This is a genomic window from Citrobacter amalonaticus (assembly GCF_018323885.1).
Classification (GTDB): domain Bacteria; phylum Pseudomonadota; class Gammaproteobacteria; order Enterobacterales; family Enterobacteriaceae; genus Citrobacter_A; species Citrobacter_A amalonaticus.
Window position 1 is genome coordinate 4,661,143 of record NZ_AP024585.1, and the last position, 22,366, is coordinate 4,683,508.

Genomic DNA, 22,366 nt, shown 5'->3' on the forward strand with positions numbered 1-22,366 from the left:
ACTCACACAAACCAGCAAGTGGCGTCCCCTAGGGGATTCGAACCCCTGTTACCGCCGTGAAAGGGCGGTGTCCTGGGCCTCTAGACGAAGGGGACACTGAAGTCTGCTTCGGCAAGACGCCTTGCTTTTTACTTTTCATCAGACAATCTGTGTGGGCACTACAAAGGCAGGTTCTTTAAGGTAAGGAGGTGATCCAACCGCAGGTTCCCCTACGGTTACCTTGTTACGACTTCACCCCAGTCATGAATCACAAAGTGGTAAGCGCCCTCCCGAAGGTTAAGCTACCTACTTCTTTTGCAACCCACTCCCATGGTGTGACGGGCGGTGTGTACAAGGCCCGGGAACGTATTCACCGTGGCATTCTGATCCACGATTACTAGCGATTCCGACTTCATGGAGTCGAGTTGCAGACTCCAATCCGGACTACGACATACTTTATGAGGTCCGCTTGCTCTCGCGAGGTCGCTTCTCTTTGTATATGCCATTGTAGCACGTGTGTAGCCCTGGTCGTAAGGGCCATGATGACTTGACGTCATCCCCACCTTCCTCCAGTTTATCACTGGCAGTCTCCTTTGAGTTCCCGGCCGGACCGCTGGCAACAAAGGATAAGGGTTGCGCTCGTTGCGGGACTTAACCCAACATTTCACAACACGAGCTGACGACAGCCATGCAGCACCTGTCTCACAGTTCCCGAAGGCACCAAGGCATCTCTGCCAAGTTCTGTGGATGTCAAGACCAGGTAAGGTTCTTCGCGTTGCATCGAATTAAACCACATGCTCCACCGCTTGTGCGGGCCCCCGTCAATTCATTTGAGTTTTAACCTTGCGGCCGTACTCCCCAGGCGGTCTATTTAACGCGTTAGCTCCGGAAGCCACGCCTCAAGGGCACAACCTCCAAATAGACATCGTTTACGGCGTGGACTACCAGGGTATCTAATCCTGTTTGCTCCCCACGCTTTCGCACCTGAGCGTCAGTCTTCGTCCAGGGGGCCGCCTTCGCCACCGGTATTCCTCCAGATCTCTACGCATTTCACCGCTACACCTGGAATTCTACCCCCCTCTACGAGACTCAAGCCTGCCAGTTTCGAATGCAGTTCCCAGGTTGAGCCCGGGGATTTCACATCCGACTTGACAGACCGCCTGCGTGCGCTTTACGCCCAGTAATTCCGATTAACGCTTGCACCCTCCGTATTACCGCGGCTGCTGGCACGGAGTTAGCCGGTGCTTCTTCTGCGGGTAACGTCAATGGCTAAGGTTATTAACCTTAACCCCTTCCTCCCCGCTGAAAGTACTTTACAACCCGAAGGCCTTCTTCATACACGCGGCATGGCTGCATCAGGCTTGCGCCCATTGTGCAATATTCCCCACTGCTGCCTCCCGTAGGAGTCTGGACCGTGTCTCAGTTCCAGTGTGGCTGGTCATCCTCTCAGACCAGCTAGGGATCGTCGCCTTGGTGAGCCGTTACCTCACCAACTAGCTAATCCCATCTGGGCACATCCGATGGCAAGAGGCCCGAAGGTCCCCCTCTTTGGTCTTGCGACATTATGCGGTATTAGCTACCGTTTCCAGTAGTTATCCCCCTCCATCGGGCAGTTTCCCAGACATTACTCACCCGTCCGCCACTCGTCAGCAAAGCAGCAAGCTGCTTCCTGTTACCGTTCGACTTGCATGTGTTAGGCCTGCCGCCAGCGTTCAATCTGAGCCATGATCAAACTCTTCAATTTAAGTTTGATGCTCTTAGAATTAAACGTCGTAATGAATTACGTGTTCACTCTTTGAGACTTGGTATTCATTTTTCGTCTTGCGACGTTAAGAATCCATGTCACTCTGAGTGCCCACACAGATTGTCTGATAAATTGTTAAAGAGCAGTGCCGCTTCGCTTTTTCTCAGCGGCGCGGGGTGTGCATAATACGCTTTCCCGCTTCAGAGTCAAGCATTTATTTCGCTTTTCTCTGTCGGTGTTCATCACTGGTTTTCACCGGAGAACCCCGCTGACCCGGCGGCTTGCGTGCCGTTGTTCCGTGTCAGTGGAGGCGCATTATAGGGAGTTATTTCGGGCTGACAAGGGGAAATTTAAAATAATTTTCCGAGTGTTCTTTTTTTCACCAAAACCGGTATTAACGTGCCATAAAATAAGCGTTTTGCTGTTTTTGCAGCCGCAATCACACTTCCTGGTGGCATACTAATGAGTAAGAAAAAGATAAAGGACAAAGAGTCATGCCTTTAAGCGCACAACAGTTGGCTGCACAGAAAAACCTTTCCTATGTCCTGGCTGAGAAGCTGGCGCAGCAGATCCTCAAAGGTGCATATGCCCCTGGCGCCATTCTTCCTGGCGAAATTGAGCTTGGCGAACAGTTTGGTGTGAGTCGGACCGCCGTTCGGGAAGCAGTTAAAACATTAACGGCCAAAGGGATGGTGCTGCCGCGCCCTCGCATTGGCACCCGAGTGATGCCACAGGCAAACTGGAACTTCCTCGATCAGGAATTACTCACCTGGTGGATGACTGAAGAGAATTTTCAGCAGGTTATTGAACACTTTCTGGTGATGCGTATCAGCCTGGAGCCTCAGGCGTGCTCGCTGGCGGCAACAATCGGTACCGCAGAACAAAAAGCGCATCTGAATACATTAATGGAAGAGATGGTGGCGCTGAAAAAAAACTTTAAGCGCGAACGCTGGATTGAAGTGGACATGGCCTGGCATGAGCACATTTATGAAATGAGCGCGAACCCGTTCTTAACCTCTTTTGCCTCGTTGTTTCATTCTGTCTACCATACCTATTTTAATTCAATTACTTACAACACCGTTGTGAAGCTGGATTTGCATCAGGCGATTGTCGATGCCATTGCACAAAGCGACGGTGACGGCGCGTTTAAGGCCTGTCAGGCGCTACTGTTCGCCCCAAATGAACGTCCAGAAAATAACCAGGATTGTGCATGACCAACAAAAAAGCACGCAGTATGGCCGGATTGCCGTGGATAGCGGCAATGGCTTTCTTCATGCAGGCACTGGACGCCACTATTCTAAATACCGCTTTACCCGCCATTGCCCAGAGTCTCAATCGCTCCCCACTGGCAATGCAGTCCGCAATTATCAGTTATACCCTGACGGTAGCCATGCTAATTCCGGTGAGCGGATGGCTGGCCGATCGCTTTGGTACCCGACGCGTATTCATGATCGCTGTGAGCTTGTTCACGCTCGGCTCACTCGCCTGTGCGCTTTCAAGTACGTTACCGGAGTTGGTTATCTTTCGCGTGATTCAGGGGATTGGTGGCGCAATGATGATGCCCGTTGCTCGCCTGGCATTATTAAGAGCTTACCCACGCAGTGAACTGCTGCCGGTGCTGAATTTTGTGACGATGCCTGGACTGGTCGGCCCCATTCTGGGTCCCGTACTGGGAGGCGTTCTGGTCACCTGGGCCAGTTGGCACTGGATTTTCCTGATCAATATTCCGATAGGAATCGCCGGTATTTTATATGCGCGCAAATATATGCCGAACTTCACCACCCCTCGGCGCAAATTTGATATGACTGGCTTCTTTCTTTTCGGCCTGAGTCTGGTGCTCTTTTCCAGCGGGATGGAGTTATTTGGCGAGAAAATTGTCGCCACCTGGATAGCACTGACCATTATTCTGCTGAGTATTGTGTTACTGCTGGCTTATATTCGTCATGCGCGACGCCATCCCACCCCGCTTATTTCGTTGTCACTATTTAAGACGCGCACTTTCTCCGTCGGCATTTCCGGTAACCTGGCAACCCGTCTGGGAACAGGATGTGTGCCGTTCCTGATGCCATTGATGCTACAGGTAGGATTTGGCTTTCCGGCGCTGATTGCCGGTTGCATGATGGCGCCCACCGCGCTGGGTTCAATACTGGCGAAGTCGATGGTGACGCAGGTACTGCGCCGTCTGGGTTATCGAACCACCCTGGTGGGCATTACGGTCTTTATCGGATTGATGATTGCGCAGTTTTCTCTGCAATCTCCCGCCATGCCCGTCTGGATGTTGATTCTGCCGTTATTCATTCTCGGGATGGCGATGTCGACGCAATTCACCGCAATGAACACCATTACGCTGGCCGATCTGACCGATGATAACGCCAGCAGTGGCAACAGCGTACTGGCCGTTACGCAACAACTGTCCATCAGTTTAGGGGTAGCGATAAGCGCGGCGGTGTTACGCATCTATGAAGGGATGGAAGGAACCAATACGGTCGAACAGTTCCACTACACCTTTATAACGATGGGTGCGATTACGATCGTGTCAGCCCTGATGTTCATGTTGCTGAGAGCCAAAGATGGCCGCAACCTGATCAAAGAGCGACACAAACCTACACGGAACCCCGCGCCATCAAAACAGGAGTAAGTTGCAAACGCTGCTGTTGTAGGGCGGGTTGCGCCATCCGATGAATCAGAACATCGATGGCCAGCTCACCCAGTTCATCTTTCGGCTGATGAATCGTGGTAAGCGGCGGCGTCATGTAACGCGCCAGTTCGATGTCATCGTAGCCAATCACCGCCATGTCCTGCGGAATTCGCAATCCGGCCTGGTACAACGCCTGATAGGCGCCGACGGCCATGGCATCATTGCCGGTAAACACAGCGTGGGGCCGATGTTGATGCGAAAGCAGTTTCTGCATGGCCTCAAACCCACCGCCAAATTCAAAATCACCGGTAATTTCGTAACCGTCCGGGATATCCAGTCCGGCACGCTTCATCGCTGCGCGATACCCTTCCAGACGCAATCGCGCCGGGGTTTTATCCAATGGCCCGGTAATGCAGGCGATACGGGTAAAGCCTTTATCAATCAAATGCTGTGTAGCCAGGTCGCCGCCAAGCAACGAGTTATCCTGAATAAGATCGCTATCCCCATCGCCATCAAAAGGCGACCAGTCCATCATAACAGTAGGGATAGAAGGATAGCGCTGCATGATCTCACGCGATGGCTGGTGTGTTTCGGTACAGAGCAACAATAAACCATCCACCCGCTTTTGCATCAGGGTTTCCAGATTACGGTTCATGCGCTGCTCATCGCCTTCAGTATTGCATAACACCAGGCTATAGCCGCGTTCAAAACAGCTGCGCTCAACGCCACGCACCAGTTCGGAATAAAAGGGGTTGGTACTCGCTGTAATCAGCATGCCGATGGTGCGCGTCTGATTCAGCTTCAGGCTGCGCGCCAGCGCAGAAGGGGCGTAATTTAATGACTTGATCGCCGCATCGACTTTTTGAGTTATCGCTTCACTGACAAAGCGATCCTTATTAATGACATGCGAAACGGTTGAAGTGGAAACGCCCGCCAGGCGGGCAACATCCTTCATGGTAGCCAAGCGTTACCTCTGCTGACCTAAAAACGCCTCAATTTCTTCACGCCACGGCACGGAAGGCTGTGCTCCTTTACGGGTCACCGCAATTGCCGCAGCGGCATGCGCAAAGCGGATTGCGTCAGACAACGGTTTTTCTTCCAGCAGAGCGGTGATCAGCGCGCCGTTGAAGGTATCGCCCGCAGCGATAGTATCGACAGCGTCAACTTTAAATCCAGGTATCCGACTGCCTTCGCCATTCACACTGGCCCAGACACCCCGGCTTCCTAATGTAATCAATACGGTACGAATGCCTTTTGCATGCAGCGCCTGGGATGCTTTCGCTGCGTCTGTATCAGTTTCGACACGGATCCCCGTCAGCTTTTCCGCTTCGGTTTCGTTGGGGGTGATGATATCCACCAGCGCCAGCAGTTCGTCGGATAACTCACGCGCCGGAGCCGGGTTCAGCGCCACAATCGTATTGTTTTGCTTTGCGATCTTCGCGGCCATCAACACGCTTTCTATCGGCGACTCCAGTTGCATCAACAATGCAGATGCCTGAGCAATGCGCTCACGCTGCGCCTCAACGAATGCAGGGGAAAGCGCCGCATTAGCGCCAGCATGAATACCAATAACGTTTTCACCGTCGCCGTTCACAAAAATCAGCGCCACGCCGGTGGACTCACCGCTAATGACACTGATCGAATCGACGTCAATGTTGTCACTGACAAGCTGTTTACGGATGTTACTTCCGATATCGTCATCGCCCGTACAGGCAATGAACGCAATATTAGCCCCACTGCGACCCGCAGCCACCGCCTGATTCGCCCCTTTACCGCCAAAAGCCACCTGATAGTGATTTCCGGTGACGGTTTCGCCTGGCGTAGGGAATGTTTCAAGGTTCAGGATATGGTCGGCATTAATGCTGCCTAGAACGACAAGACTGCCTGCGGTTTTCATTTTCGGGGTGTCCATCTGAGATCGCCACCGGTATTACCCGGTGGCGTATGCCACACTTTTCTTTATATTTAGTCCCTCAGGCGACACGCGGTCGCCTGAATCGCCAGTTACTGCTTGATGACCAGCTTCAGGTCAACTGGATATTTGGCCTGAACTTTCTCGCCTTTCAGCACCTTATCCGCTGTCTCAACGCCTTTCGCGCCGATCTGGTCCGGTAACTGTGCGATAGTCGCAGCCAGTTTGCCATCATTTACCGCTTTTTCGCCATCAGGCGTACCGTCAAATCCGACCACCATCACATCAGATTTACCTGCGGTTTGCAGAGCACGCAGCGCACCCAGCGCCATTTCATCGTTCTGTGCAAAAACAGCCTGCACGTCCGGATGCGCAGTCAGTAGGTTCTGCATAACGTTCAGACCCTTAGTGCGGTCGAAATCTGCCGGCTGACTGGCCAGAACGTTAAATTTGTGTGCCGCAACGGCCTGCTGGAAACCTTCACCACGCTCACGCGCCGCGGAAGTCCCGGCAATACCTTGCAGTTCAATGACTTTTGCGCCTTCACCGGCTTTTTTGGCGATGTAATCACCGGCGATTTTCCCGCCCAGCACGTTATCAGATGCGATATGGCTGACGACGTCACCTTTAGTTGCCTGGCGGTCAAGGGTAATCACCGGGATATTCGCCTGGTTCGCCATCTTCACTGCGTTACCCACCGCGTCGGAATCCGTCGGGTTGATCAGCAGAATTTTAGTACCACGTACGGTTAAATCCTGAACGTTCGCCAACTCTTTCGCCGGGTTGTTCTGAGAATCCAGTACCACCAGGTTGTAACCCAGCTTGTCAGCCTCTTTCTGCGCCCCGTCTTTCAGCGAGACAAAGAACGGGTTATTAAGCGTGGAGACCACCAGCGCAATGGTATCTTTCGCCATTGCATTCGCGCTCACGGTGGCGCTTAGCGCAACAGCAGAAACCAGGGTAGCCAGTTTTTTCATGTTCATATTTAAGATGTCCTGTAGTCGTTGTTACTGCTTTTTGTTGTCTACCAGTACCGCCAGCAAAATCACCACCGCTTTGACGATCATCTGGTAATAGGAGGAAACACCTAACAAATTCAAACCATTATTGAGGAAACCCAGAATTAATGCGCCGATCAAGGTCCCAACAATACGACCTTTGCCGCCCGCCAGACTGGTCCCACCCAGCACAACGGCTGCGATGGCATCCAACTCATAACCCGTACCGGCAGTCGGCTGGGCAGAGGAGAGGCGCGCCACTTCAATGATGCCCGCCAGCGATGCCAGCAGCCCACACAGTGAATAGACGATGATCTTGATTTTACTGACGCTAATGCCAGACAGACGCGTTGCCGCTTCGTTACCACCCAGCGCATAGATATAGCGACCCAGACGAGTGTGGTGCAACATGTACCATGCCGCCAGGAAAACAATACCCATGATCCAGACCGGCGTTGGAACCCCCAGCGGACGACCGATACCGAACCAGCCAAACAGATCGGCATTATCGGTAAAGCCCGTATTAACCGGACTCCCGTTGGTGTACACCATTGTCACGCCGCGCAGCAGTAGCATCATGACCAGCGTGGCGATAAACGCCTGCACGCGGCCTTTCGCCACAATCACACCTGTGACTGCGCCAACAGCGGCACCTAATGCCAGGGCAGCAGCAACGGCCACCAGCGCGTTAACTTCAATCCCTACAATTGAAGCCGCCACCGCGCCGGTGAGCGCCAGCAAGGAACCGACAGACAGATCGATACCCGATGTCAGGATCACCAGCGTCATCCCCACCGCCATAATGGCGTTCACGGATGTCTGTTGAAGAATGTTGAACAGGTTATTGACGGTAAAAAAGTTAGGGCTCAACGTCGAGACAATCGCGATCAGCACCAGCAGGGCGATGAGCGACTTCTGCTCCATCAACCACGCTTTGGTGAAATAACGGCGACCAGAAACAGCCTGGGTAGTCATCTTTTTTACTCCTGATTCACGCGATTAAGCTTGCCTACAGCGGCAGCCATCAGAACTTCCTGGGTGGCCTGCTCGCGAGTGAATTCACCGCCGAGATGCCCTTCATGCATGACGATAATGCGATCGCTCATGCCTAATACTTCTGGCATCTCAGAGGAGACCAGAATGATGCTCAGGCCGTCGGCCTTAAACTGGTTAATTAACTGATAAATTTCTTTCTTGGCCCCCACGTCCACGCCGCGGGTAGGCTCATCGAGGATCAGCACCTTCGGACGGGTCATCAACCCACGGGCAATCGCCACTTTCTGCTGGTTGCCACCGGACAGCAGACCGATAGCCTGTTCCATCGACGGCGTCTTCACGTTGAACAGGCGGATAAAATCGCTTACCGCCTGTTGCTCATCCTTATGCTTCAGACTGCCGCCGCTGCGACTGAAATAGCGCAGCGCGGTCAGCGACATATTCTCTTTTACCGACATACCGAGCACTAAACCGTCGCGCTTGCGGTCTTCAGAAATATAGACGATACCGTTCGCCAGTCCGTCCTGCGGAGAACGAGTGATCACTTCATGCCCGTCGAGCGTGACATAACCACTGGTGCGTGGCAGCGCGCCATACAGAACCTTCATCAGTTCGGTACGCCCGGCTCCCATCAGGCCCGAGATCCCTAATATTTCACCTTTACGCAGAGTAAAAGAGACATCGTTCACGCCAGGTCCGCACAGGTTATCGACCTTCAGACGGATGTCGCCAGGCGCTTTATCCAGGCGCGGATACTGCTCTTCGAGCTTACGTCCCACCATCATCTCTATCAGGGAGTCTTCGGTCAGCGAGGCCACTTCACGTTCGGCAATAAACTGCCCGTCGCGGAAAACGGTCACGTCATCGCAAATCTCGAAGATCTCTTTCATGCGGTGAGAAATATAGACAATACCGCGCCCCTGCGACTTCAGTTCGCGGATCACGCGGAACAGGGATTCGGTTTCGGTATCGGTGAGCGCATCCGTTGGCTCATCCATAATGATGACTTTCGACTCAAAGCTCAGCACTTTGGCGATCTCGACCATCTGCTGGTCGCCAATCGACAATTCACCAACCTGGCGGTCGCTCTTAAAGCGCAGATTGAGTTTAGCTAACAGGAGATCCGCTTCGGCATACATTTTCTTCCAGTCAATCTTGCCAAAGCGGTTAACGAATTCGCGGCCGAGGAAAATATTTTCCGCAATGGTGAGTTGCGGGATCAGGTTAAGTTCCTGATGGATGATGCCGATACCGGCTTCCTGGGACGATTTAGGGCCATTAAAGGTGGTTTCTTTACCCAGCCACAACAGCGAACCCGCATCACGGGTATAGATACCGGTCAGCACTTTCATCATGGTGGATTTGCCGGCACCATTTTCCCCCACCAGCGCCATCACGCGGCCGGGATAAACATTGAGTGCGGCGCCGGATAGCGCTTTCACGCCAGGGAACGCTTTATCGATCCCTTTGAGTTGCAGTAATGCGTCCATGACAGCCTCAGAAAGTGACGCCAGCACAGAGAATGATATTCGCATACGGGGAACACTCCCCGCTGCGAATTACCGCCTGACTGTCTGCGGTTTGTTTTTTAAATTGTTCATGCGTGGTGTAACGAATTTCTATGGTATTTCCCTGGTGTTGTTGCAGTTGCTCGATATGGCTGAGCAACGTTTCGTGGAGCTGCGGATTATGTTGTTTAATTTCCGTCGCGAGAATGGCCGACTCAACCTGCATTTCACGGGTCACCACATCCAGTACCTGCATAAAAGAAGGTACGCCCTGGGTTAATGCCATATCAATACGCGTAGTTCTGTTCGGGATGGGTAAACCTGCATCACACACCACCAGCGTATCGGTATGCCCCAGACGGGAGATCACCGATGAAATCTCTGAATTGAGTACAGTGCCTTTCTTCATTTTCTTACTCCACTAGCGAAACGTTTCGCTGGTATTGAGTGTAGTCTGAGAAGTGAGCAAATAACCATCATTACGTAACAGATTTGTGATCACCGTCGAAACGTTTCGCTAAGTGAAATGGCAAGAGAGACAAAGCAGAGCTGGACGGGAAGAAAAATGCCGGGCAAGCGTTGCGCTGCCCGGCTGGATGAGCACGTTAAATCTCGACCTGTGTCCCCAGTTCAATCACGCGGTTAGGCGGGATCTCAAACTGGTCAGGCGCGCGCAGCGCGTTACGCTGGAGAAGCAGATACAGCTTGCCACGCAGACGCAAATACCAGGGGCGTTTGCCGACGATTAACGACTCGTGCGACATAAAGAACGACGTTTCCATCATCCGGCAGCTCAACCCTTCCAGACCGCAGCGATGGAAGACTTCTTCAACATTCGGCGTTTCACGCCAGCCGTAGCTGGCAACGACGCGCCAGAAGGTTGGCGACAGCTGTTCAATCTGCACACGACGGACGTTATGCACGTACGGCGCATCTTCAGTCCGCAGCGTCAGCAGGATCACTCGCTCATGCAATACCTTGTTGTGCTTGAGATTGTGCATCAGAGCAAAGGGGATCACATTCAGCGCGCGAGACATATATACCGCAGTTCCCGGTACGCGTACCGGCGGGGATTTCTCCAGCGAGGCAATCATCGCTTCCAGAGAATTACCGTGCTCATGCATACGACGCAGCAGGCGGAAACGTTCACTCTTCCAGGTAGTCATGATGGTGAACATCACCAGACCCAGCGATAACGGTAACCAACCACCAGACAGCAGTTTGTCGAGGTTTGCCGAGAACAATGGAATATCAATACACAGGAACGCGACGAGAATCAGCGCCACGAAGTACTTATTCCAGTGCCAGTTTTTACGCGCCACGGTGGTTGAGAGAATCGAGGTCAGCACCATCGTGCCGGTCACGGCAATCCCATACGCCGCCGCCAGGTTACTGGAGTGTTCGAAGCTGACAATCACAATGACCACTGCGATATAAAGCATCCAGTTGACGAACGGAATGTAGATCTGTCCGGACTCCATTTCTGACGTATGAATGATACGCATGGGCGACAGATATCCCAGGCGAACCGCCTGACGCGTCAGCGAAAAGACGCCTGAAATCACCGCCTGAGAGGCGATCACCGTCGCCAGCGCCGCAATGATCAGCAGCGGAATCAACGCCCAGTCCGGCGCCAACAAGAAGAACGGGTTTTTAATCGCTTCCGGATGCTTTAACAGCAGCGCGCCCTGACCAAAGTAGTTGAGCACCAGCGAAGGCAGTACCACGGTGAACCACGCCAGGCGGATGGGGAACTTACCAAAGTGCCCCATATCGGCATACAGCGCTTCGACACCGGTAATCGACAGAACCACCGCGCCAAGCGCAACAAAGGAGACGGTTTTATATTCCAGAAAGAAATGCACCGCCCACATCGGGTTCAACGCCTGCAGCACTTCGGGGTTGGCAATAATGCTGCGCAGGCCAAGCACGGCCAGAATCAAAAACCAGGCCAGCATGATAGGCGCAAATAACTTCCCCACCATCCCGGTACCGTGCTTCTGAATCATAAACAGCAGCGTCAGGACGATTATCGACAGCGGGACAATCCAGGTATCCAGCTGCGGCGCAACGATCTCCAGACCCTCAATGGCCGACATCACCGAGATGGCCGGGGTGATCACCACCTCACCATAAAAGAAGCTGCCGCCGATTAAGCCCATGATGACCAGCATAGAGGTCGTTCGCGCGGAGGTATTACGCCCCGCCAGCGACATCAGCGTCAGGATCCCCCCTTCACCAGCGTTATCAGCACGCATGACGAAAGTCAGATACTTAATCGAAACAACAAAGATGAGTAGCCAGAAAATCAGCGACAAAAAACCAAAAACGGCATCACGTTCAACGCCAAAACCAAACTGACCGGACAAACATTCACGAAGTGTATAAAGTGGGCTGGTACCAATATCACCGTAGACAACCCCAATGGCTGCGAGGGTAATCGCAGACAATGATTGCTTATTATCAGTGCTCATAGACTAGTCTTTCATATATAAAGAAATGTGTGCGTAGTCCCTTGGCCCACAAAAAGCGCACAGTATGCACGATTCCAAGCAAAATCGTACCCCTAAATGAGACCAGATTAACCTGGCTCAAAGAAAAATAAACAGCCTCCCGAACAAGTTCAGCCTGTGAACCGAAACGTCTATACTCGCTGTTAACGCAGTACATTTATGAAAGGACGCCACTCTATTATGGCTCACCCACATTTATTAGCGGAAAGAATTTCCCGCCTGAGCAGCGCGCTGGAAAAAGGTCTCTATGAGCGCAGTCACGCCATTCGGCTTTGCCTGCTGGCCGCCCTGAGCGGCGAAAGCGTTTTCTTACTTGGCCCTCCAGGGATCGCCAAAAGCCTGATTGCCCGTCGGCTGAAATTTGCCTTCCAGAATGCGCGGGCGTTTGAATATCTGATGACGCGTTTTTCCACGCCGGAAGAGGTTTTTGGCCCACTCTCTATTCAGGCGCTTAAAGATGAAGGTCGTTACGAACGCTTAACCGCCGGTTATCTTCCCGAAGCGGAAATCGTCTTTCTTGATGAAATCTGGAAAGCGGGTCCGGCAATCCTCAATACCCTGCTGACTGCGATTAACGAACGTCACTTTCGCAACGGCGCGCACGAAGAAAAAATCCCTATGCGCCTGCTGGTGGCCGCCTCCAACGAACTACCGGAAGCAGACAGCAGTCTGGAAGCGCTGTACGACCGTATGCTGATCCGTCTGTGGCTGGACAAAGTGCAGGACAAAGCTAACTTTCGCTCCTTGCTGGTAAGCCAACAGGACGAAAGCGAAAACCCGGTTCCCGCCTCACTACAGGTGAGCGATGAAGAGTATTACCGCTGGCAGAAAGACATTGGCGCAATTACGCTGCCCGATCATGTTTTTGAGCTGATTTTTACGCTGCGCCAGCAGTTGGATAATCTGCCGAATGCGCCTTACGTCTCAGACCGTCGCTGGAAAAAAGCGATTCGTCTGTTACAGGCCAGCGCCTTCTTTAGCGGGCGTGACGCCGTTGCCCCTATCGATCTCATTCTGCTAAAGGACTGCCTGTGGTACGACGCCCAGAGCCTGAACCTGATGCAGCAACAGCTCGAAATATTGATGACCGGACACGCCTGGCAACAGCAAACCATGCTGACGCGCCTCGGCGGTATCGTCCAGCAACGCATTCAGTTGCAGCAACAACAAAGCGATAAAACCGCGTTTACCGTGCTGCGTCAGGGGGGCATGTTCAGCCGTCGTCCGCATTACGATTTGCCCGCTGAGGTCACTGCGACAACTCTGACACTACTTCTGCAAAAACCCTTGAAATTGCATGATATGGAAGTGATCCACATCGCTTTTGATCGCAGCGCGCTGGAGCAATGGCTGGCGAAAGGGGGCGAGATCCGCGGTAAACTTAACGGGATCGGGTTTGCTCAGACGCTGAATATGGAAGTCGATAGCGCCCAGCATCTGGTTGTGCGCGATGTGAGTCTACGGGGCACGCGCCTGGCGCTTCCTGGTTCTTCGGAAGAAGCCATGCCCGGCGAAATCAAGCAGCAGCTGGAGGCGCTGGAAAACGACTGGCGCCAGCAGCATACCCGCTTTAGCGAACAGCAAAAGTGCCTGTTTATTCATAGCGACTGGTTAGGTCGTATTGAGGCCAGCCTTCAGGATGTCGGTGAGCAGATCCGTCAGGCGCAACAATGCTGACACTGGATACACTCAATGTCATGTTAGCCGTCAGTGAAGAGGGGATGATCGAAGAGATGATCCTCGCGCTGCTGGCCTCGCCACAGCTGGCGGTCTTTTTTGAAAAATTTCCCCGTCTGAAAGCGGCAATCACGGACGATCTACCGCGCTGGCGCGAAGCGCTTCGTCGGCGGCTTAAAGATGCACGCGTACCGCCAGAGCTGACGGAAGAGGTGATGTGCTACCAGCAGAGCCAGCTTCTCTCTACCGCGCAGTTCATCGTCCAGCTTCCGCAAATATTGACGCTATTACACCGGCTGCACTCGCCGTATGCCGAACAGGCGCAGCAACTGGTGGACAGCAACACGATATTCACCCCCGCTCTGCATACGCTCTTTTTACAGCGTTGGCGCTTAAGTCTGGTGGTGCAGACCACGACACTGAATCAGCAATTGCTTGAAGAAGAGCGTGAGCAGTTACTGAGTGAAGTTCAGGAACGAATGACCCTGAGCGGGCAACTGGATCCGGTTCTGGCAGAAAACGAAACCGCCGCAGGCCGCCTGTGGGATATGAGCGCCGGTCAGCTCAGACGCGGTGATTATCAGTTGATCGTGAAGTATGGTGATTTTCTGCGCGAACAGCCGGAGTTGATGCGACTGGCAGAGCAACTGGGGCGTTCCAGAGAAGCCAAATCCGTTCCGCGAAAAGATGCGCCGATGGAGACCTTTCGCACGCTGGTGCGCGAGCCCGCCACGGTGCCTGAGCAGGTTGATGGTATTCAGCAAAGTGACGATATTCTGCGTCTGTTGCCACCGGAACTGGCCACGCTCGGCATAACAGAACTGGAATATGAGTTCTACCGGCGGCTGGTGGAAAAACAACTGCTCACTTATCGTCTGCACGGTGAAGCCTGGCGCGAGAAGGTCACTGAACGACCGGTGATTCATCAGGATTTCGATGAACAGCCGCGCGGGCCGTTCATTGTGTGCGTTGACACCTCCGGCTCAATGGGGGGCTTTAATGAACAGTGCGCAAAGGCCTTTTGCCTGGCCCTGATGCGCATTGCCCTTGCCGATAACCGTCGTTGCTTCATCATGCTGTTTTCCACCGAAGTGGTGCGCTATGAGCTTTCCGGCCCACAAGGCATTGAGCAGGCTATCCGCTTTCTGAGCCAACGCTTTCGCGGCGGTACGGATATCGCCAGCTGTTTTCGCGCCATTATTGAACGCATGCAGGGACGAGAGTGGTTTGATGCCGATGCGGTGGTGATTTCAGATTTTATCGCCCAGCGGTTGCCTGACGAAGTGGTGAGTAAAGTCGGAGAGCTGCAGCGGGTTCATCAACATCGCTTTCACGCGGTGGCGATGTCAGCACATGGCAAACCCGGCATCATGCGCATTTTCGATCATATCTGGCGCTTTGATACCGGGATGCGAAGCCGCCTGCTCAGACGCTGGCGGCGATAAGATTACAGCAGCGAAGCTACGCTTTCACGGACCTGTGCAGGCCATACGCCGCACTGAACCTGACCAATGTGCGGCAGTTGCAGCAGCAGCATGGTTAAGCGAGACTGACCAATGCCGCCGCCAATAGTCTGCGGCATTTCACCGCGCAGCAGCGCCTGGTGCCATTCCAGACTCAGACGATCTTCATCACCGGTAAGCTTAAGCTGATGTTTCAGCGCGTCGGCATCGACACGGATGCCCATGGAAGAGAGTTCAAACGCATCTTCCAGCACCGGGTTCCAGACCAGAATATCTCCGTTCAGACCGGCATACCCCAACTCGGATGCGGAACTCCAGTCATCATAGTCCGGCGCACGAACGTCATGGCGGTGGCCATCGCTGAGCTTACCGCCGATCCCCACCAGGAAGACCGCGCCTAACTCTTTGGCGATCGCACGTTCACGACCTTTTGCATCAAGAGCCGGATAACGGCTCAGTAATTCCTGGCTGTGAACAAAGTGGATCTGCTCTGGCAGGAACGGTGCCAGACCAAATTCTTTGCTTACCGCTGCTTCGGTCGCTTTAATTCCCGCCCAGATAGCCTCTACCGTGCTTTTCAGAGTGGAGAACTGACGCTCACCGTCGCCCATCACGCGTTCCCAGTCCCACTGATCGACATACACTGAGTGGAGCGGGGAGAGACGATCTTCATCCGGGCGCAGGGCTTTCATGTGCGTGTAGAGCCCTTCGCCAGCGCTGAAGTCGTGTTGTCCCAGTGTTTGACGCTTCCACTTCGCCAGCGAATGAACCACTTCGAACTGGGCATCTGGCAGCGCTTTCACTTTCACCTGCACCGCTTTTTCACAGCCCGACAAGTTATCCTGCGTGCCATCCCCTACACGGCTGAGGATCGGTGCCTGGACTTCAATCAGACCCAGACGCTCCTCCAGTTGACGAGAGAAGTGAGATTTCACGAAGCTAATTTGGCGTTGTTTGGCAATGTAAGCGGTTTTCATTTTTTTACTCCTGCGTCCTGTTGCCTATGATTAAGCAACAAAATGGGGGTGATATTCAATAATCAACAAATAAAAAGCCGCATTCAATTTTGATTCATTAAAATTAACCGCTAAAATAGAGTGAATCATTAATACACATAAGAAAAAACTATGGAAAATTATCAGATCGACAATCTGGACCGCGGCATTCTTGATGCCTTAATGGAAAATGCCCGTACCGCCTACGCCGAACTGGCAAAACAGTTTGGCGTCAGTCCGGGGACCATTCACGTGCGTGTGGAGAAAATGAAACAGGCGGGGATCATCACCGGTGCGCGCATTGACGTCAGCCCGAAGCAACTCGGTTATGACGTCGGCTGCTTTATCGGCATCATTCTCAAAAGCGCCAAAGACTATCCTTCGGCATTGGCCAGGCTGGAAAGCCTGGATGAAGTCACTGAGGCGTATTACACCACCGGCCACTACAGCATCTTTATTAAGGTCATGTGCCGGTCGATCGATGCGCTCCAGCATGTACTTATCAACAAGATCCAAACAATTGATGAAATTCAGTCCACCGAGACACTGATCGTCCTGCAAAACCCGATTATGCGTACCATCAAGCCGTGATCGCCTTTTTTAATCCCACATTTTTCCACAGGTAGATCCCAGCTCACTCACAGCGTACAATAGCCCTTCTTTAACAGGATGGGCTCGTATGGCTGACATAACTCTTATTAGCGGCAGCACCCTCGGCGGCGCTGAATATGTTGCAGAACACCTGGCTGAAAAGCTGGAAGATGCCGGTTTTACTACTGAAACCCTGCACGGCCCGCTGTTAGAGGATCTTTCTGCCTCCGGGATCTGGTTGGTCATTAGCTCCACGCACGGTGCGGGAGACATTCCGGATAACCTTGTTCCTTTATATGAAGATCTTCAATCGCAAAAACCAGATCTGTCGCAGGTTCGTTTCGGTGCGATCGGTATCGGCAGTCGCGAGTATGACACCTTCTGTGGCGCTATCGAGAAGCTCGAAGCTGAACTGAAGCATTCCGGAGCCAGACAGATCGGCGAAACGCTGAAGATCAACATCCTTGAACACGATATTCCGGAAGATCCGGCAGAAGCCTGGCTGGGATCCTGGATTAATTTACTCAAATAAGTGTAAAGATCGTGCGATCGTGTGTGGATAACTCTGTCAGGAACCTTGGATCAACCAGTAGTTATCCAAAGAATAACCATTGTTCAGTTTTTGAGTTGTGTATAACCCTTCATTCTGATCCCAGCTTATACGGACCAGGATCACCGATCATTCACAGCTAATGATCCTTACCAAGGTATTGATCTTAATACCGGGATCCGGCTTATCCACAGCCAATGGCGATCCTAATAAGAGATCACAATAGAACAGATCTCTAAATAAAAAGATCTTCTTTTTAATAGCCAGGATCCCGGGGTCTTTCTCAAGCCGACAAAGTTGAGTAGAATCCACCGCCCGGGCTTCAATCCATTTTCACACCGCGTTATGCGAGGCAATTACCATGTTTTATCCGGATCCTTTTGACGTCATCATCATTGGCGGGGGTCATGCAGGCACTGAGGCCGCGATGGCCGCAGCGCGTATGGGTCAACAAACCCTGCTTTTGACACACAATATCGACACGCTGGGGCAGATGAGCTGCAACCCGGCGATTGGCGGTATTGGGAAGGGACACCTGGTAAAAGAAGTGGATGCGCTCGGCGGGCTGATGGCACAAGCAATCGACCAGGCAGGTATCCAGTTTAGGATACTAAACGCGAGCAAAGGACCGGCGGTTCGCGCTACCCGTGCTCAGGCGGATCGTGTGCTGTACCGTCAGGCGGTGCGTACCGCGCTGGAGAACCAACCCAACCTGATGATCTTCCAGCAGGCGGTTGAAGATCTGATTGTTGAAAACGATCGTGTCGTTGGCGCTGTGACCCAGATGGGGCTAAAATTCCGCGCCAAAGCGGTAGTGTTAACCGTTGGAACTTTCCTTGACGGCAAAATTCATATTGGTCTGGATAATTACAGCGGTGGCCGTGCTGGCGATCCGCCATCCATTCCGCTCTCTCGCCGTCTGCGCGAACTGCCGCTGCGCGTAAGCCGTCTTAAAACCGGCACCCCGCCGCGTATCGATGCACGCACGATTAATTTCAGCGTGCTGGCGCAGCAGCATGGCGACAACCCAATGCCGGTCTTCTCGTTCATGGGCAATGCTGCCCAGCACCCACAACAGGTGCCGTGCTATATCACGCATACCAACGAGAAAACCCATGACGTGATCCGTAATAACCTCGATCGTAGCCCGATGTATGCAGGCGTGATCGAAGGAATCGGGCCACGTTACTGCCCGTCGATCGAAGATAAAGTGATGCGCTTTGCCGATCGTAACCAGCACCAGATCTTCCTGGAGCCGGAAGGGCTTACCTCAAATGAAATTTACCCGAACGGGATCTCCACCAGCCTGCCTTTCGACGTGCAGATGCTGATTGTCCGCTCAATGGAAGGGATGGAGAACGCGAAAATCGTCCGTCCGGGTTATGCCATTGAGTATGACTTTTTCGACCCGCGCGACCTGAAACCGACGCTGGAAAGCAAATTTATCCAGGGCCTGTTCTTCGCCGGACAAATTAACGGTACCACCGGCTACGAAGAGGCTGCTGCCCAGGGCCTGCTTGCAGGGCTCAATGCCGCGCGTCTGTCCGCAGACAAAGAGGGGTGGGCACCGGCACGTTCTCAGGCCTATCTCGGCGTACTGGTCGACGACCTGTGCACGCTGGGCACCAAAGAACCGTACCGCATGTTCACCTCGCGTGCCGAATACCGTCTGATGCTGCGCGAAGACAACGCCGATCTGCGTCTGACCGAAATGGGGCGTGAACTGGGGCTGGTGGATGACGTGCGTTGGGCTCGCTTCAACGAGAAGCTGGAGAACATCGAACGCGAACGCCAGCGCCTGAAATCTACCTGGGTGACGCCTGCGGCGGAATCGGCCAACGAAGTGAATGCTCACCTTACTGCGCCGCTGTCTCGTGAAGCCAGTGGTGAAGATCTGCTGCGTCGTCCGGAAATGACCTATGCACAGCTCACGACCCTGACGCCGTTTGCCCCCGCACTGGAAGACGCGCAGGCTGCTGAGCAGGTTGAAATCCAGGTGAAGTACGAAGGTTATATCGCTCGTCAGCAGGATGAGATTGAAAAACAGCTGCGCAATGAAAACACGCTGCTGCCTGCCACGCTGGATTACCGCCAGGTATCTGGCCTGTCGAACGAAGTGATTGCCAAGCTAAACGATCACAAGCCGGTTTCGATCGGCCAGGCATCGCGCATCTCTGGCGTCACGCCTGCCGCTATCTCCATTCTGCTGGTGTGGCTGAAAAAACAGGGTATGCTGCGCCGCAGCGCTTAATGTGTTGAACGTTGCCCGGTGGCGCATTGCTTACCGGGCAAATTAGTTAAAACAGGTAATCACCGTGCTCAACAAACTCTCACGCCTGCTGGCAGACGCCGGCATTTCGCTTACCGATCACCAGAAAAATCAGCTGATTGCGTATGTTGAAATGCTGCACAAATGGAACAAAGCGTACAACCTGACCTCTGTGCGGGATCCCAACGAGATGCTGGTTCGTCACATTCTCGACAGTATTATCGTGGCACCGCATTTGCAGGGTGAGCGTTTTATTGATGTCGGTACCGGACCGGGGTTGCCGGGCATTCCGTTGTCCATTGTGCGTCCGCAAGCGCATTTCACCCTGCTCGACAGTCTGGGTAAACGCGTGCGTTTCCTGCGTCAGGTCCAGCATGAGCTGAAGCTGGCTAACATCACGCCAGTGCAAAGTCGTGTGGAAGAATTTCCCGCAGAGCCACCGTTTGATGGCGTGATCAGCCGGGCGTTCGCTTCACTCAATGACATGGTGAGCTGGTGTCACCACCTTCCGGGCGAGAAGGGCTGTTTTTATGCGCTGAAAGGCCAGCTACCGGAAGACGAAATAGCGTCGCTTCCTCCTGCGTTTTGTGTTGAATCGGTAGTTAAACTGCAGGTTCCGCATCTGGAAGGTGAGCGCCATCTGGTGGTGATTAAGCCAAACAAAATTTAATATTTATCAAAAAAAATAGAGAAAAATCGGTCTTTTTATTGTTAAAACACTGAGACATTTTTGCCGATATAAGTCGTTACACTTAACGCCACATTTACTGTCTATTATCAACAGGGCAACGTGGCTTTTTTGGCTAAAGACAAAATTAGTCAACACTGAAAATATCAGGCTGCTAAAAATCCAGGCGTAGAATCACTCTCGAGTGTTGAATTTTTATTAAAAATGTCAATGGTTGGTTTTTGAGATGTAATCGGTCGTTTTTAAAAGAGTGAGTGATTTTAGGCTTAAATATCAGAAAGTTGAAAAGGCATCATTTGCCAAGTAAATAAATACCGTCGGGGCGAATATGCTCAATATGTGATCTGAAGCACGCTTTAACACCAGTGTTTACGCGCTATTTGCAGTTTTGCATGATCGTTCACAGTTTGGCTAAAAGTCATAAATGTGGGCCAGGGAAAAATATTTAAACATTTATTCACCTTTTAGCTACTTATTGTTTGAAATCACGAGGGCGCACCGTATAATTTGACCGCTTTTTGATGCTTGACTCTAAGCCTCAAAGAACGTTTTATACGACACGCGGCATACCTCGAAGGGAGCAGGAGTTAAAAACGTGATGTCTGTGTCGCTCTTGAGTCGAAACGTTGCTCGTAAGCTTCTGTTCATTCAGTTTCTGGCGGTAGTAGCAAGTGGATTGCTGTTCAGCCTCAAAGACCTCTTCTGGGGCACTTCCGCAATATGCGGAGGTATGGCAGTCTTTCTGCCTAACGTGTTGTTTATGATATTTGCCTGGCGTCACCAGGCGCATACACCTGCTAAAGGCCGAGTGGCCTGGACGTTCGCCTTCGGCGAAGCCTTCAAGGTGTTAGCGATGCTGATTTTGCTGGTGGTGGCGCTGGCGGTTTTCAAGGCGGTATTTTTGCCGCTGATCGTTACGTGGGTTTTGGTGCTGGTGGTTCAGATACTGGCGCCGGCTGTAATTAACAACAAAGGGTAAAAGGCATCATGGCTTCAGAAAATATGACGCCGCAGGATTACATAGGACACCATCTGAACAACCTTCAGTTGGACCTGCGTACATTCTCGCTGGTGGATCCGCATAACCCCCCAGCCACCTTCTGGACGCTCAATATTGACTCCATGTTTTTCTCGGTGGTGCTGGGTCTGTTGTTCCTGGCTTTGTTCCGCAGCGTGGCCAAAAAGGCGACCAGCGGCGTACCAGGCAAGTTTCAGACCGCGATTGAGCTGATAATCGGCTTTGTGCATGGTAGCGTGAAAGACATGTACCATGGCAAAAGCAAGCTGATTGCACCACTGGCCCTGACGATCTTCGTCTGGGTATTCCTGATGAACCTGATGGACTTACTGCCAATCGACTTGCTGCCGTACATCGGCGAGCATATCTTCGGTCTGCCTGCACTGCGCGTGGTTCCGTCTGCTGACGTGAACGTTACCCTGTCCATGGCGCTCGGCGTATTTATCCTCATTCTGTTCTACAGCATCAAAATGAAAGGCATCGGTGGCTTCGCGAAAGAGTTGACGCTGCAGCCGTTCAATCACTGGGCGTTCATCCCTGTCAACTTAATCCTTGAAGGGGTAAGTCTGCTGTCTAAACCGGTTTCTCTCGGTCTGCGACTGTTCGGCAACATGTATGCCGGTGAGCTGATTTTCATTCTGATTGCTGGTCTGTTGCCGTGGTGGTCACAGTGGATCCTGAATGTGCCGTGGGCCATTTTCCACATCCTGATTATTACGCTGCAAGCCTTCATCTTCATGGTTCTGACGATCGTCTATCTGTCGATGGCGTCTGAAGAGCATTAATTTACCAACACTACTACGTTTTAACTGAAACAAACTGGAGAC

18 protein-coding genes, 1 tRNA gene and 1 rRNA gene are annotated in these 22,366 nt (G+C 52.6%); 10 read left to right on the forward strand and 10 right to left on the reverse strand.

Translation table 11 applies throughout. The features are described 5' to 3' along the window. Window positions 1-19: 19 nt before the first annotated feature. Both KI228_RS22010 and KI228_RS22015 read right to left on the reverse strand, forming a co-directional pair. Window positions 20-95 (reverse strand) — tRNA-Glu (locus KI228_RS22010). An 86-nt stretch (window positions 96-181) separates the two neighbouring features. Then, window positions 182-1,723: ribosomal RNA gene (locus tag KI228_RS22015) — 16S ribosomal RNA — on the reverse strand. A gap of 494 nt (window positions 1,724-2,217) precedes the next feature. Between KI228_RS22015 and KI228_RS22020 the strand changes: the two genes are divergently transcribed. Together KI228_RS22020 and mdtD are read left to right on the forward strand one after the other, a co-directional pair. Further along, window positions 2,218-2,937 carry a FadR/GntR family transcriptional regulator gene (locus KI228_RS22020; RefSeq protein ID WP_042998769.1) on the forward strand — a complete coding sequence of 240 codons (720 nt, stop codon included), beginning with the start codon at window positions 2,218-2,220 and terminating at the stop codon, window positions 2,935-2,937. Next, window positions 2,934-4,361, forward strand: a complete 1,428-nt coding sequence (gene mdtD / locus KI228_RS22025; RefSeq protein ID WP_044268176.1) for a multidrug transporter subunit MdtD — start codon at window positions 2,934-2,936, stop codon at window positions 4,359-4,361. Before KI228_RS22020 ends, mdtD begins: the two co-directional genes overlap by 4 nt. Here the strand turns inward: mdtD and rbsR are convergent. The 7 genes from rbsR to kup all read right to left on the reverse strand — a co-directional run bounded on the left by rbsR (window position 4,327) and on the right by kup (window position 12,249). After that, window positions 4,327-5,325: a ribose operon transcriptional repressor RbsR gene (gene rbsR, locus KI228_RS22030; protein WP_080721904.1), complete on the reverse strand. Its 999-nt coding sequence runs from the start codon at window positions 5,323-5,325 to the stop codon at window positions 4,327-4,329. The genes mdtD and rbsR overlap by 35 nt on opposite strands. Before the next feature lie 3 nt (window positions 5,326-5,328). Next, window positions 5,329-6,258, reverse strand: coding sequence for a ribokinase (gene rbsK, locus KI228_RS22035; RefSeq protein WP_061070643.1), 930 nt, complete (start codon window positions 6,256-6,258; stop codon window positions 5,329-5,331). 107 nt (window positions 6,259-6,365) lie between these two features. Beyond that, the gene (rbsB, locus tag KI228_RS22040) at window positions 6,366-7,256 is read right to left on the reverse strand and encodes a ribose ABC transporter substrate-binding protein RbsB (protein ID WP_042998766.1); all 891 of its coding nucleotides are present in this window, start codon (window positions 7,254-7,256) and stop codon (window positions 6,366-6,368) included. A gap of 24 nt (window positions 7,257-7,280) precedes the next feature. Further along, window positions 7,281-8,246 carry a ribose ABC transporter permease gene (gene rbsC / locus KI228_RS22045; protein WP_042998765.1) on the reverse strand — a complete coding sequence of 322 codons (966 nt, stop codon included), beginning with the start codon at window positions 8,244-8,246 and terminating at the stop codon, window positions 7,281-7,283. A 5-nt stretch (window positions 8,247-8,251) separates the two neighbouring features. Further along, a complete protein-coding gene (gene rbsA / locus KI228_RS22050; RefSeq protein ID WP_061069422.1) occupies window positions 8,252-9,757 on the reverse strand; it encodes a ribose ABC transporter ATP-binding protein RbsA in 1,506 nt (501 codons plus the stop codon). Window positions 9,758-9,764: 7 nt separating this feature from the next. Next, window positions 9,765-10,184 (reverse strand): D-ribose pyranase, encoded by a 420-nt coding sequence (rbsD, locus tag KI228_RS22055; RefSeq protein ID WP_042998763.1) that lies wholly within the window; start codon window positions 10,182-10,184, stop codon window positions 9,765-9,767. A gap of 196 nt (window positions 10,185-10,380) precedes the next feature. Further along, window positions 10,381-12,249 carry a low affinity potassium transporter Kup gene (gene kup, locus KI228_RS22060; RefSeq protein ID WP_042998762.1) on the reverse strand — a complete coding sequence of 623 codons (1,869 nt, stop codon included), beginning with the start codon at window positions 12,247-12,249 and terminating at the stop codon, window positions 10,381-10,383. 219 nt (window positions 12,250-12,468) lie between these two features. Between kup and ravA the strand changes: the two genes are divergently transcribed. Both ravA and viaA read left to right on the forward strand, forming a co-directional pair. Continuing rightward, window positions 12,469-13,965: an ATPase RavA gene (gene ravA / locus KI228_RS22065; protein ID WP_061069421.1), complete on the forward strand. Its 1,497-nt coding sequence runs from the start codon at window positions 12,469-12,471 to the stop codon at window positions 13,963-13,965. Continuing rightward, entirely contained in the window at window positions 13,959-15,410 is a 1,452-nt protein-coding gene (gene viaA, locus KI228_RS22070; RefSeq protein ID WP_061069420.1) for an ATPase RavA stimulator ViaA, read from the forward strand. The genes ravA and viaA overlap by 7 nt, the downstream gene beginning before the upstream one ends. A gap of 2 nt (window positions 15,411-15,412) precedes the next feature. On the opposite strand, the gene asnA is transcribed toward viaA, so the two are convergent. Beyond that, window positions 15,413-16,405, reverse strand: a complete 993-nt coding sequence (gene asnA, locus KI228_RS22075) for an aspartate--ammonia ligase (RefSeq protein ID WP_061069419.1) — start codon at window positions 16,403-16,405, stop codon at window positions 15,413-15,415. Between the two features lie 150 nt (window positions 16,406-16,555). Here asnA and asnC point away from each other — a divergent pair, with 150 nt between their 5' ends. From asnC to atpB, 6 genes are all read left to right on the forward strand, one after another. Next, window positions 16,556-17,014: a transcriptional regulator AsnC gene (gene asnC, locus KI228_RS22080; protein WP_042323573.1), complete on the forward strand. Its 459-nt coding sequence runs from the start codon at window positions 16,556-16,558 to the stop codon at window positions 17,012-17,014. Window positions 17,015-17,102: 88 nt separating this feature from the next. Next, window positions 17,103-17,546: an FMN-binding protein MioC gene (gene mioC, locus KI228_RS22085; protein ID WP_061069418.1), complete on the forward strand. Its 444-nt coding sequence runs from the start codon at window positions 17,103-17,105 to the stop codon at window positions 17,544-17,546. Window positions 17,547-17,925: 379 nt separating this feature from the next. Continuing rightward, the gene (gene mnmG / locus KI228_RS22090; protein ID WP_061069417.1) at window positions 17,926-19,815 is read left to right on the forward strand and encodes a tRNA uridine-5-carboxymethylaminomethyl(34) synthesis enzyme MnmG; all 1,890 of its coding nucleotides are present in this window, start codon (window positions 17,926-17,928) and stop codon (window positions 19,813-19,815) included. A 64-nt stretch (window positions 19,816-19,879) separates the two neighbouring features. Further along, window positions 19,880-20,503 carry a 16S rRNA (guanine(527)-N(7))-methyltransferase RsmG gene (gene rsmG, locus KI228_RS22095; RefSeq protein ID WP_042998756.1) on the forward strand — a complete coding sequence of 208 codons (624 nt, stop codon included), beginning with the start codon at window positions 19,880-19,882 and terminating at the stop codon, window positions 20,501-20,503. 616 nt (window positions 20,504-21,119) lie between these two features. After that, window positions 21,120-21,500 carry a F0F1 ATP synthase subunit I gene (gene atpI, locus KI228_RS22100; protein ID WP_042323565.1) on the forward strand — a complete coding sequence of 127 codons (381 nt, stop codon included), beginning with the start codon at window positions 21,120-21,122 and terminating at the stop codon, window positions 21,498-21,500. 8 nt (window positions 21,501-21,508) lie between these two features. Then, complete coding sequence (gene atpB / locus KI228_RS22105; protein ID WP_042998755.1) at window positions 21,509-22,324, forward strand: F0F1 ATP synthase subunit A; 816 nt, start codon at window positions 21,509-21,511, stop codon at window positions 22,322-22,324. Window positions 22,325-22,366: the final 42 nt, after the last annotated feature.